13 protein-coding genes are annotated in these 17,238 nt (G+C 55.5%); 5 read left to right on the top strand and 8 right to left on the bottom strand.

From position 1 onward, the window contains the following. Positions 1 to 198: 198 nt before the first annotated feature. The gene (pyk, locus tag QZ170_RS04205) at positions 199 to 1,632 is read right to left on the bottom strand and encodes a pyruvate kinase (RefSeq protein ID WP_297177591.1); all 1,434 of its coding nucleotides are present in this window, start codon (positions 1,630 to 1,632) and stop codon (positions 199 to 201) included. A 55-nt stretch (positions 1,633 to 1,687) separates the two neighbouring features. Further along, a complete protein-coding gene (gene aroQ, locus QZ170_RS04200; RefSeq protein ID WP_297177589.1) occupies positions 1,688 to 2,161 on the bottom strand; it encodes a type II 3-dehydroquinate dehydratase in 474 nt (157 codons plus the stop codon). Positions 2,162 to 2,207: 46 nt separating this feature from the next. Between aroQ and QZ170_RS04195 the strand changes: the two genes are divergently transcribed. Beyond that, on the top strand, positions 2,208 to 3,131 hold the full coding sequence (locus tag QZ170_RS04195; RefSeq protein ID WP_297177585.1) for a tyrosine recombinase: 924 nt from the start codon (positions 2,208 to 2,210) through the stop codon (positions 3,129 to 3,131). Here the strand turns inward: QZ170_RS04195 and QZ170_RS04190 are convergent. The 4 genes from QZ170_RS04190 to QZ170_RS04175 all read right to left on the bottom strand — a co-directional run bounded on the left by QZ170_RS04190 (position 3,098) and on the right by QZ170_RS04175 (position 7,135). Next, positions 3,098 to 4,303, bottom strand: coding sequence for a hypothetical protein (locus tag QZ170_RS04190; protein WP_297177582.1), 1,206 nt, complete (start codon positions 4,301 to 4,303; stop codon positions 3,098 to 3,100). The two genes, QZ170_RS04195 and QZ170_RS04190, sit on opposite strands and share 34 nt — an antisense overlap. 885 nt (positions 4,304 to 5,188) lie before the next feature. After that, the gene (locus QZ170_RS04185; RefSeq protein ID WP_297177579.1) at positions 5,189 to 6,001 is read right to left on the bottom strand and encodes an RNA methyltransferase; all 813 of its coding nucleotides are present in this window, start codon (positions 5,999 to 6,001) and stop codon (positions 5,189 to 5,191) included. After that, positions 5,991 to 6,749, bottom strand: coding sequence for a biotin--[acetyl-CoA-carboxylase] ligase (locus QZ170_RS04180; protein ID WP_297177576.1), 759 nt, complete (start codon positions 6,747 to 6,749; stop codon positions 5,991 to 5,993). The genes QZ170_RS04185 and QZ170_RS04180 overlap by 11 nt, the downstream gene beginning before the upstream one ends. A gap of 11 nt (positions 6,750 to 6,760) precedes the next feature. Beyond that, a complete protein-coding gene (locus QZ170_RS04175) occupies positions 6,761 to 7,135 on the bottom strand; it encodes an MmcQ/YjbR family DNA-binding protein (protein WP_297177574.1) in 375 nt (124 codons plus the stop codon). Between the two features lie 74 nt (positions 7,136 to 7,209). On the opposite strand from QZ170_RS04175, the gene QZ170_RS04170 reads away from it, so the two are divergent. Then, a complete protein-coding gene (locus QZ170_RS04170) occupies positions 7,210 to 7,800 on the top strand; it encodes a non-canonical purine NTP diphosphatase (RefSeq protein ID WP_297177571.1) in 591 nt (196 codons plus the stop codon). Between the two features lie 22 nt (positions 7,801 to 7,822). Continuing rightward, complete coding sequence (locus tag QZ170_RS04165; RefSeq protein WP_297177568.1) at positions 7,823 to 8,566, top strand: lysophospholipid acyltransferase family protein; 744 nt, start codon at positions 7,823 to 7,825, stop codon at positions 8,564 to 8,566. Positions 8,567 to 9,188: 622 nt separating this feature from the next. On the opposite strand, the gene QZ170_RS04160 is transcribed toward QZ170_RS04165, so the two are convergent. After that, complete coding sequence (locus QZ170_RS04160; protein WP_297177563.1) at positions 9,189 to 10,889, bottom strand: tetratricopeptide repeat protein; 1,701 nt, start codon at positions 10,887 to 10,889, stop codon at positions 9,189 to 9,191. Positions 10,890 to 10,928: 39 nt separating this feature from the next. Further along, positions 10,929 to 13,472 carry a hypothetical protein gene (locus tag QZ170_RS04155; protein ID WP_297177560.1) on the bottom strand — a complete coding sequence of 848 codons (2,544 nt, stop codon included), beginning with the start codon at positions 13,470 to 13,472 and terminating at the stop codon, positions 10,929 to 10,931. Positions 13,473 to 14,958: 1,486 nt separating this feature from the next. Here QZ170_RS04155 and QZ170_RS04150 point away from each other — a divergent pair. Then, positions 14,959 to 16,917 carry a hypothetical protein gene (locus QZ170_RS04150; protein WP_297177557.1) on the top strand — a complete coding sequence of 653 codons (1,959 nt, stop codon included), beginning with the start codon at positions 14,959 to 14,961 and terminating at the stop codon, positions 16,915 to 16,917. 36 nt (positions 16,918 to 16,953) lie between these two features. Then, complete coding sequence (locus QZ170_RS04145; protein WP_297177554.1) at positions 16,954 to 17,082, top strand: hypothetical protein; 129 nt, start codon at positions 16,954 to 16,956, stop codon at positions 17,080 to 17,082. Positions 17,083 to 17,238: the final 156 nt, after the last annotated feature.

Raw genomic sequence — 17,238 nt, 5'->3', positions numbered from 1 at the left:
GGTGTCTGGTACTTTGCTTTTATCTCCCGGGCTACAGTACTGCATACTGTCCCTCACGGGGAGATAACACTGAGGGCATACACCTCCGACGGAGATGTATGCCCTCGATTTGTTTGCCTCAAGGGGGCTAGAGTAACATGGCCTCATCCCTGATATAGGGAGCGGGGCTATGATCTAGTCACCTAGGAGGGTGAGCGACTACTTGTTGCGCTCGAGGATGTTGCTGACGGTCTCGATCTCGAGGGCATGAGCGGCACCCGTGATACCGATCGTACCGCTCATGAAGGCAGCCTGAGTAGACTCCTTGATGAGGCCTGCCTCGATGAAGCTCTTGATACCAGCTACGAGGCGAGCCTTCTCACAGTGCTCTTCACCAGCATAGTGGGCTGTGACGCCGTAGCTGAGAGCGAGCTGACGAGAGAGTGTATCGTTATAGCAGATCGCACATACAGGTACCGTAGCACGGAAGGAGGAGAGGTAGCGAGCCGTACGACCCGTGAAGCTATCGGTGATGATGGCCTCGGTATTGATCTGCTCGACACTACGTACAGCCTGCTTAGCGAGGAAGGCTGTCGTGGTGCTGACTTCCTTAGAGTAAGGTACCTCATCGTTGTAGTTTTCCTCGAGGGTAGCTTCAGCCTCACGGATGATGCTTGCCATGGTCTGTACAGCCTCTAGGGGGTACTTACCGTTAGCGGTCTCACCAGAGAGCATGACAGCGTCGGTGCGGTAGTAGACAGCGTTAGCGATGTCGCTCACCTCAGCACGAGTAGGCAGAGGATTGTCGATCATCGTGTGAAGCATCTGCGTAGCTACGATGACGGGCTTCTTGGCAGCGATACACTTCTTGATGATCATACGCTGGATACCTGGGACCTTCTCTGCGGGTACTTCGATAGCGAGGTCACCACGAGCGATCATGATACCATAACAGGAGTCGATGATCTCGTCGATGTTGTCTACACCCTCCTGGTTCTCGATCTTAGCGATGATCTTGATGTCGCTCTTGTGCTCGTCTAGGATCGCCTGGATCTCCTCGATGTCTCTCTTGTTACGGACGAAGGAGTGAGCGATGAACTCGATCTTCTGAGGGATAGAGTGGAGGATGTTACCACGGTCCTTCTCGGTGAGTGAGGGCAGGTCGATACGTACGCCAGGGACGTTGACGCTCTTACGGCTACCGAGCTTACCGTTGTTCTGGCAGGTGGTGTAGAGCTTATCAGCTTCCTTCTTCTCTACGACGAAGGCAAGAGCACCGTCATCGAGGAGGATGGTAGCACCGACAGGTACATCGTTCACGAAGTTCACATAGTTCACGTTGATGACTTCGTTGTTGGTCTTAGCCTCGGGATTGGCCATGAAGACTACCTTGTCACCAGCGTTGAACTGACGCTTGACCTCAGCATCACCCTCTAGGACCGTGGTACGTACCTCTGGGCCCTTGGTATCGAGGAGCACAGCGACGTTGGGGGAGACGGCACGAGTATTCTGGATGACCTGAGTGATACCTTCCTTGGTCATGTGAGCCGTGTTCATACGCACGACATTGACACCAGCCTCTACGAGGGGACGGATAAAGTCCACATCACAGCGTAGGTCGGAGATGGTGGCTACGATCTTTGTCTTCTTCATAATTCCTTTTATAATGTATAGTGTTACTTTTTTTTACTATCTGAATTAGGGGAGCCTAGGGCCCGTGGGGGCTTTGGGCATGTAGGCGACTCCGTAGAGCCTCTAGTGCTAGGCGATAGCTATCTAGTCCTAGTCCTGTGATCACCCCCTGGCACACGGGGGAGAGGAGGGAGTGACGGCGGATCTCTTCGCGCGCGTAGATGTTGGATATATGGACTTCGATAGTCGGGATAGAGATGGCTCGTAGCGCATCGGCCAGAGCTAGGGAGGTATGCGTGTAGGCACCTGCGTTGAGGACGATACCGTCTACACCTTCGTCATCCAGCTGGTAGAGACGTTCGATGAGTGCCCCCTCGCTGTGGGACTGGAAGTAGGTGATACGTAGGCTCTCGCTGTAGGTCGTGCGTAGCTCTTCGAGACAGACCTCCATGGTCTTGGTGCCATAGATCTCGGGCTCTCGCCGTCCTATGCGTTGGAGATTGGGACCATTGATGATCTCGACCCAGTTCCTCGTACCTAATATATCCATTGTCTTCTTACCTTTGCAAAGATAACTAAATTTCCCGTCGCTACTGATGTTACCTACCGATATACGAGTGAAGTATCTATCCTATCTGCGCTTTGAGCTCAATCTCTCTGCCAATACCTGCCAGGCCTACCTCTTCGATCTGGACAAGCTACTCAGCTATATGGAGGTCGAGGGGATCGGTCTCGAGGCGCTGGACTATGCACGGCTACAGCACTTCGTCTCCTCGCTCTACGACCTCGGGATCAGCCCCAGCTCTATCTCGCGCATCATCTCGGGGACAAAGAGCTTCGGGCGTTACCTCCTGCTGGAGGGCTATACCGATACCGACCCTACGGTACTGCTGGAGGTACCCCGCAAGGGACGTTATCTACCGACAGTCCTCTCTACCGAGGAGGTCGATCGTATCATGGAGGCATGTGCGAGCAAGGGGGGGATAGAGGGTGTGCGTAATAGGGCTATCGTGGAGGTGCTCTTCAGCTGTGGACTGCGGGTCAGTGAGCTGTGTCACCTGCGTCTAGCGGATGTCTTCCTCGACGAAGGCTACCTACACGTGCTCGGCAAGGGGAGCAAGCACCGACTCGTCCCGCTCAGTCCCTCGGCTGTGCATGAGATCAAGACCTACCTCAGCCATCCCGACCGCCCCATCCCCAAGCGAGGGCAGGAGGACTATATCTTCCTCAGCCGTCTCGGCAAGGCGATCTCTCGTATCACCGTCTTTGTCTTCATCAAGGAGGCCGCTGAGGCAGCGGGTATCGACAAGGAGATTAGCCCCCATACCTTCCGCCACAGCTTCGCCACGGCACTCCTAGAGGGCGGGGCAAACCTCCAGGCTATCCAGCTCCTACTCGGGCACGAGGATGTAGCGACGACTGAGATCTACACCCATATAGACCGCAGTAAGCTACGTGAGCAGATCGAGCGGTACCATCCACGCAATCAGTGCCGTCCCGAGGACAGCAACCCAAAGTAAGGGGAGATGCTCAGATAGGCTTCGATATAGGAGCTCATCCTATGCTCGGAGTGTGGGTGCACCCATAGCCCCGCAGAGAGAGCCAACGTATATTTCTCTCGCTCGATGACCCGATAGCTACCACTGAGGGATAGATACCTCGGATGATGGCTGTGCACCTGCTTCCTCCCCTCTCGTCCAAGGCTCTGGGCGAAGGGGATCCCCAAGACCCCGACATAGTCTGTACCATACCACATCCCCAGCCTAGCCCACCACCTGCGCCAGGTCACTTCGCTCATCGCATATATACCCCAGCCCGTATCTACGGGGTAGTGCTCCCCTCGTTGCTTATAGCCGAGTCCATAGACGGCGGTATGCCACGAGAGGGGACGGTCAGCGAGCTGGATCTGCCGCTCGTACCCTAGCCCAAGAGCTGCATTGAGCCAAGTGTGTACCGTATCTGCCTGCTGGTTCATCACACCACCACGATGGTGTGCTAGGCTCTGAAGCTCTAGGCTCAGCGAAGAGACAGCGGACAGAGGTAGTCGCTGCGAGGCGGTCAAGCCAAAGACAAAGGCCTCGGGGTGCCGATCGCCCTTGAAGATAAAGCTCTGCCAGTCTACCCATGTATCTACCTTCGTGTGCTCCCCTTGGTACTTGATCTGTAGCCCCGTCTCTCGGTCTGCCGTGAGGCAGAGCTCGGGGTTGTAGATAGGCTCGATGAGGCCGTGCCGTGCTCCACCCTCTAGCATCCCCAGCAGGATCGCAAGCCCTCGCACAGGCAGGATCGAGGCCTGAAAGAAGGGACGTAGGCGAAGTCTCGTATAGCGTCCTCCCTCACCACTCCAGTAGGGTATATCCTGATAAGCGATAGCCGAGGGGTAGCGCAGTGCACCCCAATAATAGATATTCCCCACCCCTACACGTAGCTCGATGGGTAGCTGTGTATCGGGACGGAAGCCCAAGTCAGCACTTAGTCGGTAGCCAGGGAGCGTATAGTCGGCGATCAGGTCAGAGGCATATTCGTCATTGCGAAAGAAGCCCTCAGCCGTGAGCCGAAGGGAAAGGCGATCACCATAGGCATCTAGGCTGGTACGAGAAGGTTGCTCTGCAAGGTAATGCCCCTGCCCCCAGAGAGGAGAGGTAAGGAAGCCCACACTTAGGTAGACCAAGATGGAGCGAAGGTGAAGCATAGTAGTGTGTATATAGGTCCGTATATCAGCGGTCTAGCGACCTCGGGAGAAGGCATCTGAGACTCCGAATGATCTCCCTCCGTCCTTACAAAGATAGCGTCTCTACGCCTTTTTCCCAATGCCCCCACAAGAGCCAAAGCGCCGCCCCCTTCCCTCTCCTCCTCTCACCTAAAGACACCTCACCCTCAGCACCAATCCCCCCACCTCCCTACTCTACGAACAAGACCCCTCAAACACCAACTCCTCTACCGCCATCTAGTCCCACAACAGCCTCCCTCAAGCCCCACACACTACTATCTCCAAACGCTCCACAGAGCCCACACCTTGCACACAAGCCTCTCATATATTTCGCTATCCTAGAGGAAGTACACTCCGAGTACCAGCGACCCAAGGACTTCCCCAGCCAACAGCTTACCGAGAGCCCTACGAGGCACTCAGTATGCTCGGGGTAGTGTACACGTGTGTACACTCTTGTGTACACACGTGTACAGTAATGTATACACGCGTGTATAATAGAGCGTTCATACCTATATCGTTCTAGCCTGATCACTGAAGCCACACAACCCGCTAATCAAGAGCGACATACTCACAGACAAACAAGTCACATCAAGGAGGGGTACGGACTTCACCACCACACTACTTGCCCTATCCCCTATCCAAACTACAGAAGGCATGAAGTCCCCCACAGAGCGACGCTCCTCCCCTCTAAAGCAATGAAGTCACCCTAGGAAAAACAAAGAAGCCACCCCACGAGACAGATTTATGCTGTCTCGTGGGGTGGCTTCGCTCGCTAGGGTCTATCTCCCTTAGCTAAGTCTTACGGCAGTGCTCCAAGTCCGAAGTGTCCCTATCAAATACGGGGGTGAGGAACGAACAAGGCTAAGGCTAGCCTCTACGCCTTAGCTCTGCCAGAAGTAGCGAGGTGGCGATAGCGACATTCAGGGACTCCGTATGCTCCCTATCCCTCGGGTAGGCTGGGATCGTCAAGCGACGTCCTACGATCGAGGCTATCTCGGGGTGTATGCCCTGCCCCTCGTTGCCCATGATCAGCAGATGGGGGGAAGAGGTAGGCGGAAGCGTAGCGGTGTAGAGGTCTTCACCGTCGAGGAAGGTACCGAGAAGCTCTCCTTCGTAGCCCCTAAGGAAGGTAAGGCTATCTACCACTCGGTGTAGGCGCACCCGAGCGAGGGCGCCCATAGTGGCCTGCACGACCTTGGGGGCATAGGGGTCAGCTGTCCCTGGAGCTAGGAAGACATCCTGCACCCCGAACCAGTCTGCACTCCTCAGGATTGTCCCGAGGTTGCCAGGGTCTTGTATACGATCTAGGAAGAGGGACAGCCCAGTAGGTGCAACTCCAGCACCTAACTCACCCTCTGCCATCGCACTAGTAGCCATCGTGGCAGGGAGGGCAAAGACGGCGAGTGCGCCCTGAGGCTGACGGAGCGTACTGATACGTCCCCAGTCGAAGCTATCGGGTACGACCTCCACACGCTGGGGGCGAGCCTTAGGGGCGAGATGAAGAAGCCTTGCCTTGGCCTCATCGGCCAGGGCAAGGCTTACAATAAGTAACGAGCAAGGGAATGCGCCGAGGAGCTCCTCGATGACCTTTAGCCCCTCTGCTATGAAGGAGCCTTCGGCCGTCCGTCCCTTCGCCTCGTGCAGGGAACGTAGGGTCTTGAGCTCGGCCTTACTCAGCATCGAAGCGTACTTCCTTGAAGGCGTAGGCACGCTCCCAGCCATCCTCACGCTGTAGGACGAGTCGTCCCTCTGGGGTCACATCCTTGATCTGAGCCCTAAACTGCCCATGTACGTCCGTGAAGAGATGGAAGCCCTCCCGGCGGTAGAGGTACTTCATATAGTGGCGGTGCACATCCATGTACCGACCAAGGAGGAAGTCGGGGAGCAGGAGGGCGAGCTTGTCATGCAGACGGATCAAGACCTCCATCGGCTCGAGGCTACGCCCCGTGATCATACGCAGCGAGACGGCTGTAGGGAGCTCGGGGGGGAACTGTTCGTCGTTGATATTCATCCCGATCCCGATGATGGTGTAGTCCACTCGCTGCCCCGTGAGGCTGTGCTCGATGAGGATCCCAGCGAGCTTTCGATCCTCGTAGTAGATATCGTTCGGCCACTTAACCTTGAGCTTCGTCTTTTGCTCCTCGGTCATGTAGGAGGCATAGGTGCGCATGACAGCCCAGGAGGCAAGCTCAGAGACTGCGAACTGCTGCTTGCCCTGTAGTAGGTCGGAGCGTAGGAGGATGGAGAAGGTCAGGCTATCCCCAGGTCGTGAGGTCCAGCTATTGCCTCGCATGCCACGTCCTGCGGTCTGCTGACGACAGACGACGGTGTGGAGCTGGGGGAGCTGACGCCCCGAGGCGATCTGCTGCATGAGGTAGGTATTAGTGCTCTCTACCTGATCGATGAATTCTAGGAGTGAGGTGTCCATGTGATGAGTGATTAGTATTGGGTGATGGGTATCTGATCCTGTAGCTCCTGCCGTAGAGCCTTCGGGAGCTTGGCGATGACTAGTGCGTAGGAATGATGGAGGAGAGCGATAATCTGCTCGGTGGAGAGGTCTCGCTCGAGATAGAGGGTATTCCAGTGCCGCTTATTCAGGTGGTAGCCAGGGATCACAGCATCATAGCGGGCACGTAGCTCCTCAGCTCGATCGGGATCACACTTGAGAGAGGCACTGGGCTCATCGGTACTGAGGGGAAGGAGGGCGAAGATGCGCCCACCGACCTTGAAGACCAGACAGTCATCACCGAAGGGGAGTGACTCCTCTGACTCAGGGAGACGGAGACACTCCTCCCTAAAGCGTTCTATATCCATTATAGGCTGATTATAGTTACTTTTGTCACAGAGCTATGGGCTCTCTATGTACGCATCTTAATAGAAACAAATGTATGAAAAAACTCGTATTTGCGAGTAATAACGCGCACAAACTCGCCGAGATACGATCCATCCTAGCGGGGAGGGTCGAGGTCATCAGCCTCGGCGAGCTAGGCTGTCACGATGAGATCCCCGAGACGGCAGATACCCTACAGGGCAATGCTCTGATGAAGGCCGAGTACATCCACAAGCGCTATGGAGTCCCCTGCTTTGCCGATGATACCGGGCTAGAGGTAGAGGCGCTGGATGGGGCTCCAGGGGTCTACTCTGCACGCTTCGCAGGGCCACATGCGACCCCAGCAGAGAATGTAGCGCTCCTGCTGGATCGCCTCTCAGGCTATCCCGAGCCACGCAAGGCACGCTTCCGCACCGTCATCGCACTGATTGACGAGCTCGGGACGCACTTCTTCGAGGGACGTGCCGACGGGGAGATCACCCTGACACGTCACGGAGGACAAGGCTTCGGCTACGATCCGATTTTCCGCCCCGAAGGGTATGAACGTACCTATGCCGAGCTCAGCGAGCAGGAGAAGAACAGCATCAGTCACCGAGGGCGTGCCGTCTCCAAGCTCGCCACCTACCTACACGCTATCGCCCAGGACTAAGTCCCCCAGATTATACCTCACTATGCAACACCACCCCTCGCCCCTACGCCTGCTCTATCTCCTCTACTTCATCTGTATCGGAGGGCCACTCTTCATACTGGCGACGCTACTATGTTGCCTCGTGGTCATCACCAGTAGCTACCTGCATGTCCCCGCCTCCTTCATCAGTCGGACGACGGGGCTCTGGTCTCGTGCCTGCCTGGCCGTCTCGCTATGCCGAGTGGAGGTGAGAGGGCGGGAGAACCTCCCTACTCGAGATGCACCCTCTGTCGTCGTGGCGAACCATCAGGGTGCCTACGACATCTTTGCGCTCAATGGGTATATAGGTATCCCCTTCAAGTGGGTGCTCAAGCAGGAGCTACGCAAGATCCCCTTCGTCGGACGGGCTTGCGAGGCCGCACACTTCATCTTCGTCGATGAGACGAAGCCTTCGTCCATACAGCGCACCATCTCGGATGCCAAGAAGGTACTCGCCTCAGGCAACTCCATCTTCATTTTCCCCGAGGGAAGTCGTACGCTCACGGGAGAGGTCACGCGCTTCAAGAAGGGAGCCTTCGTCATCGCCTCCGAGCTCGATGCCCCGATCCTACCGGTGACGATCGATGGGGCTTTTGCCGTCCTCCCTCGGGGACACTACCTTCCCCACCCCCACAAGATCATCTTGACGATCCACCCAGCCTTCCATATGAGCGATCAGGGGACGCCCCCCGCACACATCCCCGCCTCGGCTCGACTGGCTCAGCAGGTGATCACCTCCGCCCTCTAGTCGGAGGGGGCAGTGTCTACCCCCCTATAGGAGTGGGGGAAGAAAGGTGATCCTTTAGCTTCCCCTAAGGCATACGTGAGTAGAGCCTACCAGCAGAAGTTCCTATCCATCCAGAGAGAAAGCAAGCAGCCCCGATAGCCACTAGGGACTATCGGGGCTGACTATTGCTTGATAAGCCTCCCACACTAGGGATACTCCGTAGTATCCTGCTCTAGGAGAAGTGTAGGAGAGGTGTAGCAGTAGTAAGAGGCGATCGCAGTGAAGGCTACACGGCCACCTACACGACTACCCGCACGTCTACTTGTACGATTACTTGCTAGCCAGCAAACTCTGGATCGCCACCACCTACCCCTATGCCACTCCCTACCGACTCCTATGCCACCCACTACCTACCCCTATGCCAGAGGGTCGGCACAGAGGACGACCATAGAGCTACTCTCCGACCCTTCCAGAGGATAGGCACAAAGGACGGCCGTAGAACCCCTCGCCTCCCCCTTCCAGAGGAAAGCAAGCAGCCCCGATAGCCACTAGGGACTATCGGGGCTGACTATTGTTTGATAAGCCCCCCACACGAGGGATACTCCGTGGTATCCTGCTCTAGGGAAGCTGTAGAGGCGAGAGCCTACTGGGAGATGATCGCAGAGAAGTCTGCACGACCACGTAGGCTAGCGAACTCGAGGTCGTTAGCGATCTTCGTCCTCAGGCTAGGATCAAGGGCAACAGCCTTCTGCAGTGCAGCTACAGCGGCAGAGGCATCGTTGGTACGGGCTCCGATGATCGCACGTAGGTACTCGGTAAGGGCATTGGGCTTGGGTACAGCGGAGAGCGTGTTGAGCGCCTTACTGTAGTTGCGATTGAGGATCTGAGCTACGGCAGCGTTGTTGCTAGCATAGTCGCCGTAGGTGGTCTCAGCCTTAGCGTAGTCACCCTGGCTTAGGTAGAGGTAGCCGAGCACCTGACCGACACCGGGGAGCGAGCTACCCTGTGCCATGAGGGAGGTGGCCTTAGCTACATCACCGTCGTTGAGGGCGAGCAGGCCGAGGTTCACCTTGCTCTCAGCATTGTCTTTCTTCTCTAGGGCACGTTCGAACCACGACTTAGCCGCGGCGTAGTCGCCACGCTGGAGGTAGATCGAGCCGAGATTGTTGTAGGCACGATAGTCGTTGGCGTACTTCTGTACCGTGATCTTGTAGATGCTCTCCTGCTGCTGAGGATCGTCCGTGAGGGTAGCGGCATAGAGGAGCTCTTCTACAGAGAGGGCACTGGGGTACTCCTTGAGGGTCTTCTGGATCTCCTCGTCGCTACGGCCGATGATCTTCACATTGGCTACGAGGCGAGAGCGACGGAGCTTAGGCAGGACTTCTTCGGCGAGCTTGCTGAAGACACTCGAGATGTTCTTGATCTCACGCTCGCGCTGCTCGGGGTCGGGGTACATGCTGAGCACACGTAGGACGAGGTCCTTGTCCTGGAAGTCACTCTGCTCAACGAGTTCCTTGAAGCCCTCCCAGTCCTGGGCGGTGTAGTGAGCATCGATAGCGACGTCCTGGATCTTACTCTTCTTGAAGCGGCTCTTCAGGGCAGAGGTAGTGTTGCGCTCACGGTTGGCACTAAGCTTCTCGTTGAGCTCCTGTCCACCATCAGGCGAGGCGTAGGCCTGTACCTCTACGGAGACCTCCTGATTGGTCGTCTCGTTGGCGTTCTGGACGGTGTTCTGCCACTCCTGCACCTCATCCTTGTTCAGCTCGGTCGGACGGACGTTGGCCTGCTGGATCTGGAACATGATGTTGGCATCATAGGCCTCCTGGATGATACGCTGGAAGCCGTCGGGCGAGGTCATCGGGGTCACCCCAGCGATGGTGGCTAGAGCTTCGGTGGCGACGACACCATCCCCGACCTTGAGGTCAGGCAGGGGGACGACCTTCTTGCCCTGCTTCCCCTTGAAGCTCAGATAGAGCTCACTCTTAGCCATAGCTGGCTGATAGGGGATAGCGAAGGTCACTGTAGAGTTGGAGCCCTCACGATAGGGGACTACACGCTCGTTGCCCTGCACCTTCTCTCCCTGGAAGGTCGTCTCCGTACCCCACTTCTCGCCACCCTGATAGCGGATGACGGGGGTGATGGTGAGCTCAGCATTCTTGGGGAACCACTTGGCGGGGAAGGTCAAGTGTACGGTACCAGGCACCTTGCCCCCGACGAGCTCTAGGGGCTGAGGCTCAGCCTTGGCCTGATCAGCCGTGAGCGGACGTAGCTTAGCCCCACAGCTGCTCAGTATAGCGAGCGCTGTCAGCGAGAGCGTGGCTGTGATGATTACGTTCTTGATCATTGGTTGCTAGTATTTATGGAGTTAATATTTAAGTTGCCTTTAGGTGTGTGTTGCTGCCTCCTGCTCGGTGTGTCTCGGCAGGAAGAGCGCAGAGAGTAGTGCACCCACCAGTAGCAGTAGCAGGAGCGCAGTACTGATCCCTGCTAGGAGCTCGGTGTGGTGGATGGAGGGTGGATCAAAGGTCATCTCTAGCTCGTGTGTCCCCTCTGGTATATAGGCTGCACGCAGGGTGTAGTCTGCACGCAGTAGAGGGAGCTCCTGCTTACCATCCAGCAGGAGTCGCCAGCCGTGTGGGTAATAGACCTCTGAGAAGATAAGTAGCCGTGGTTGGTCCGTGGTGACACGGTAGGTGGCCCTATTGGGGCTATAGCTCTGTAGACTGACCGTAGGCTGGGGCATCAGCGTGTCATTGGCGATGATGGGCTGGTATCCCGGGAGCATGGGACGAAAGCGTTCGTCCACGATCCCCTTTTCCCGAAGGGGGGTATCCTCCAGCGCCTCCATCTCCTCATCGGCATTCTTGACCCAAGAGATCTGATTGACGAACCACGCTGGGCCGAAGGCCTCCTCGTTGCGCTCCACACGGAGCTGACCAGTCGTCTGGTCTGGGAGGATGAAGTAGCGGGTGTCGAGCATGTTGTAGACCTGCATGTTCTGCTTCGAGAGCTGATGCTCGATGAGGTCTTGGTAGCGACGGAGCTTGGCTGCATGGTAGCCCCCTACGCTACGATGATGGGCACTGGTCGTCGCATCGTTGAAGCTATTGACCGATAGGTTCATCACTCGGTAGTGAGGGTCGGTATCCCGTAGGATCTCTCGGTCTGCATCAGTGATGGGCTTGGCCTGCTGTGCCACAAGTGCCTTGTCGATGAAGTGCTCATCATTCAGGTATCGCTTATCTACGAGCCAGAGGTCTCCCAGCGTGATCACCCCTAGCAGGAGGTAGAGGACGGAGGACTTAATCCGTCCCCAAGCGTAGAGTGCACAGACCCCGAGAGAGAGCACGATCACGAAGACACTACGCCAAGCATCAGCCGAGACGATGCTCGCACGAGCCTCCTTGAGGCTAGCCATGATGCTCGGTATCGGGAGCTGGCTATTGCCCATAGCCTGGCGGAACATATCCTGCTCCTGCGCACTCATCAGGCTAAAGAACGTGCCAGGGATCAGTGCTAGGATGAGTGAGAGCCCGAGCGTGAGCCCCAGACTCACCCAGAGGGCAACCTTATGAGCCAGCACAGCTCTGGGGTCACGGACGAATTGGATGAGACCAAGGATAGCTAGAGCGGGGATCGTGAACTCCGCTACGACGAGGATCGAGGATACGGTACGGAACTTGTTGTACAGCGGGACGTGATCGATGAAGAGATCCGTCAGCCACATCATATTATGCCCCCAAGCGAGGAAGATGGAGAAGAGTGTCCCACCGAGGAGTGCCCACTTCAGAGGCCCTGGTACGATGAAGGTGCCGAGGAGGAAGAGCAGTAGGACGAAGGCACCCACGTACACGGGGCCTGCTGTGAAGGGTTGGTCTCCCCAGTAGTGGTTCAGCCCACCGATGATCTGCCTGTAGTCCGCTGGGACGTGCTCCATGGCATCTAGGTCCTCTCCGAGAGCTCCTGTCGCTCCCCCGTAGACATTCGGTACGAGGAGGGTTAGGGTCTCGCCCTTGCCGTAGCTCCAGGCCGTGATATATTCTTTGTCTAGCCCCGTCGCCGTAGCTTCTACCTTGCCGGCCTTCTTATCGTCGGGGCTCGTCGTGAGTTCACTCCCACCACGGATCGTCTCGGAGCCGTATTCATAGGTATGGTAGAGATTGGAGCTATTGATCCCTAGGGCTATGGCTCCAGCCCCGAGTGTGACGAGACTAGCGAAGACGAAGCGGCGGAGCTGTTGTCCCCGGATCGCCTCCCAGAGGTAGCCGAGGATGAGGAAGAGGATGAGGAAGGCGAAGTAGTAGCTCATCTGCACGTGATTGGAGAGGATCTGTAGGGAGGCAAAGAGTGCCGTCAGTGCTCCCCCCAGCAGGTAGCGCCCCCGATAGGTGTAGATGATCCCCGCCAGCGTAGGTGGGATGAAGGCTAGCGTCATCAGCTTCCAGATATGCCCCGCCACCACGAGGATGATGAAGTAGCTAGAGAAGGTCCACATCACAGCCCCCAGTACTGCCGGCAGACGCCCTAGTCGTAGGGCTCTGAGGAAGAGGTAGAAGCCCCCCAGCATAGCGAAGAGGAGCCAGCTATACCCCGGCAGGAGGCACAGGGGCCACTGTAGGGTCAGTATGCTCTGGATCTTGCTGATGATATAGAGCGAAGGATAGGAGGGTGAGATCTGATACATCGGCATCCCCCCGAAGAGGCTATTCGTCCAATAGGACACTTCCCCCGTGGCTTCGGCCAGGCGGTGTACATCGGAGGCATTCCCGCTCGCCCCTGCGACGTCCTGCTGGAAGAGCTCCCGACCCTCGAAGATCGCTGGAGCAAAGTATGCCAGTGCGAGGAAGACGAAGAGGATGAGGACGCCCCCAATCTTCGGGAGGTGTTCACGCAGTGACTGTGTGGAGAGTTGTATCTTAGGTTTCACGTATTTATCTTTAATTATCCTTGCAAATGATCTATACACGATGCCCCAAAGTTACCAAAAAGACCTCACTTAATATATCCTCCCCCTTAAGTCCCTCTACACGACCCCCGAAGGGTAATGCGACAAAAAGGTAAAAAGCCCCCATCCCCTACCTAATTCCCTCGCTCCGTCCCGCCAACGTCCCCCTCACATCCGTACCTACACGCACACACCTACACGCACGCACCTACACGCACGCACCTACACGTACGCCCGCGCTTAATATATAGTTGTATCGAGGGTCGTCCTCCCCACGAGTCCCCCAGGGCCGACGTATGATTCCGCTCACACACTCCTGCCTTTTGATCTTCGGGGGTATCATTTCATATCCCAGGGAGCCTTAGCCCATCACTAAGGATCCTAGGCATTATTCCTAAGGAATAGGCATACAAGCGTGCCCTACAGAGAAGATACTTAGAGCGCACTTGTGTACACGCGTGTATACTGTTGTGTACACGTGGGTATACAGATGTGTACACACGTGTATACTCATCTCTCCTAGGTAGGAGGCATTCGCATGGCATATCTAGACTAGGACACGGATACTTCTATCTTCGACATATACTCCTTGACAACCTTGCCCTCGCACTATAGTGATTTCATGCGTCAGCTCTGACAAGTCCCCTGCCCCCAGATAGGACAAACCACGAAGCAATCGCCCACACAACCGCCTCTGTATCAGACGTCCCGAGCAGGCGAAAACAAACATACCGAGAGCGCAGAGACGCTCTCGGTAAGAACGTCTCTGCGATCTCAGTAAGAGCCCGAACATGCTCTCGGTAAGAGCCCAAACACGCTCTCGGTAAGAGCCCAAACACGCTCTCGGTAAGAGCCCGAACAGGCTCTCCGTAGGCTCGTCTCTCGCCCCTCTCGGTATTCCCCTCCATAGAGGGGAGGAGACCTCATCGGCGATTAGGGCGATCTGGGTCATCCGACCTATCCAATCATCCCCAGACCGCAGGTCTAACCAAGTCACCTACGTCTCCACCAGAGCCTCAGGGAGGGGGACACAGAGCTGGTGCAGGAGGAGCATCTGGCACCACACCCCCGTCGTAGAGGGGGCTGCGGGTCTCGAGTGACACGTATATTATATGTCGGGATACAAGGATATTATATATTTCGTACCTTTGCCTCGGTAACACTACACACGTAACGCGACACACGACAATGAATACACTGAGTACCCATTCTCATCCTATTCCCCGTCTACACGAAGGCTCTCCCCCCGTGTAGGACTGAGTGGTGCGCCTCCCCACCTTCACCCGAGGCGATAGCCCCTCTATCACCCTCTCTCTGCATGCCCACTTGGGGAACAAATCTCTCCCCTAGAGAAGAGGAGCATGTATGCACACACGACACACACCGAGCATAGAGCCCCTATACCACACTGAGTAGCGGGGGATAATATCTAGGGCTCGCACACACATTTTAATGCTACTATATAATTATGAAATCACTGATTAGGCTAGGGCTCAGCCTCGCCTTCGGTCTCTCCCTCCTGGCTTGTTCCTCGGAGAAAGACCCTAAAGAGCCCAAGATACCTCCTACCCCAGAGGCCAAGGTCGCCTTTACCCTCAACCTCGAGGCCGAGGGTGCACTCTCTGAACTGAGAGTAGCGGACAAAGACTTGGATTTTGGTGTCGGAGCAAAAGGGAAAATTAACCTCAAGCTAAAAAAGGATGAAGAGTATACCGCCCACTGTTTCATACAGAATGAGGAGGGCGACAAATGCTTCTACGGCACTATTCGCTTTGTCGCCACAAGCGAAAGGACACTTGTCGTCAAGCGAGGCCCCAAGTCCGAGATTAAGTTCTATGATGCTATGGCGAAAGACTCAAAGCACACAGATGCATCGGATAAATACTATGGCTTCGACAAAGACTCAAAGACAAAGTGGTACTTCATGGCTGTCTTCGGTGGCGATAAGCTCAGCAATGCTGGGTCAGACAAGACCAAGATAGCCTTTAGTAGCCTAGAGAGACTCAAGACCCGTAGAAGCCTGAGGAGAGTCAAGGAGGGTGATGTAGGTACCTTTGACGATATCCCCTATATGTCTGACTGGGTAGAACTAGAGATCCGTAAGTCTGGTGGAGACGGGAATGACAAGACTGAGGATGCCTATACCGGAGGTGTAGCAGGGATAAACAAGACTATTGCCTTCAAACCCTTCGGTTCTCTCCTTCGCATCCATCTCAAGAATAACCTACATGCGAGTTCAATACGAGTCTGTGCCCTAGACGTCACCTCTACAATCGGGGCACTGAAGGTTGAATTCTCACTAAAGGGGCGCAAAGTCGCAGAAGGACCAGCTATCACAGAAGAATATTCAGATGCAGCTTGTCCTCTAGGAACAAAGCTTGAAGATATTCCTGAGCTTGCCTCTAATGCCGCTGATGATGGATACTACCTCCTCTGGATCTACCCTAATGGTCAAAAGAAGACAGGGAAGGACGCTCTAGCTATACAGCTACAAGTCCAAGACAATGCTAAGACGGCAAGCCTCAAAAACTTAGCCACTATGCCCACCAACTATCAAGTGACAAAACCCCTCAAGACAGGGAGAACCTATGTAGTGGAGCTAACCGTCGACCGCCCCATGATGTTGCTAGAAATCCTAGATGAATACAACTTCGTGGGTCAGGGGAACGGACATAGGGCTACCAGCCACTCAAACTCTGAATGGCAGATGTATACCCATGAACAGGCAAAGAAGATTGGGACTAGATCTCCTGGATACCACCTACCTACACAGGAGGAGTGGGAGATGCTCATCGGAAAGGGAGATATGAACTTCCGCGATGGCGCTAATCTTCCTACCGAAAAGACCGAAGACTGTATCAATGGATCCATCTTCCACACACTATCAGGAGGGCCAACAATAGCTAAGTATAGGAAAGGTGAAAGAGATGAGATCGCCTATGCAACACGCCTCTATGGGCATGGGAATGGCTCAGCCACCAGCTCTCTCTACTCAGCTTGGCGCTATGAGCTCAAGAAGATCTCTACCACGGAGGGATATCAACTCATCATCAAGTCTCGATACCTTGGCCCTGGCTCTACTCTTAGAATCGATGATATAGCCAAGGAAGAATGGTGGAATACCCCAGACCCCACAGAGGTCACACGCACCCTCCCCTTCGCTGGGTCTTATAACGACAAGGGCACAGACATCAACAATCCCTATGCAAAGGGGAAATGGGGTGTCTATTGGACATCGACGTATGAGCCTGACCCTAATAAGTTTAGTGTTCCCCATCAGACGAAGCCCCTATCGGCAGGGGATAAACGATACCATATAGCAGGGTATCGACACCTAAACGCTGAAGGGTATGACCGCTTCAACGGGAACATCGGGACGCTCAAGGAGGCTCAGCACGCAGCTGTTCGTCTCTTCAAGAACTACTAGACACCTCTCATCGCACATCATATTACTGACACGATCATGAAACGGATACCATACGAACGCCCCGAGATAGAGGTGATCACACTACCTTGTACCCCTCTGTCCATCTTAGTCTCCTTCTCCGTTAGCGGAGACTTCGATGACTTTGAGGAAGGAGGCGAGCTCTAGCCCACTCCTCTCGGCTAGTGCCGAAGATAATCCACAGGATATACACGAGCCACATCCCCTAGCCAGGGGGTGTGGCTCGTGAGCTTTTCCTCCCTGCCCCCTCACCTCTTCTCCCAGCTCTCTTTCTGTCTCTCCCCTACCCTCACTCTTCCCTCC

This window comes from uncultured Porphyromonas sp. (genome assembly GCF_905372525.1).
In the GTDB taxonomy this organism is placed as follows: domain Bacteria; phylum Bacteroidota; class Bacteroidia; order Bacteroidales; family Porphyromonadaceae; genus Porphyromonas.
This window is presented reverse-complemented; position numbering and strand designations above follow the sequence as displayed.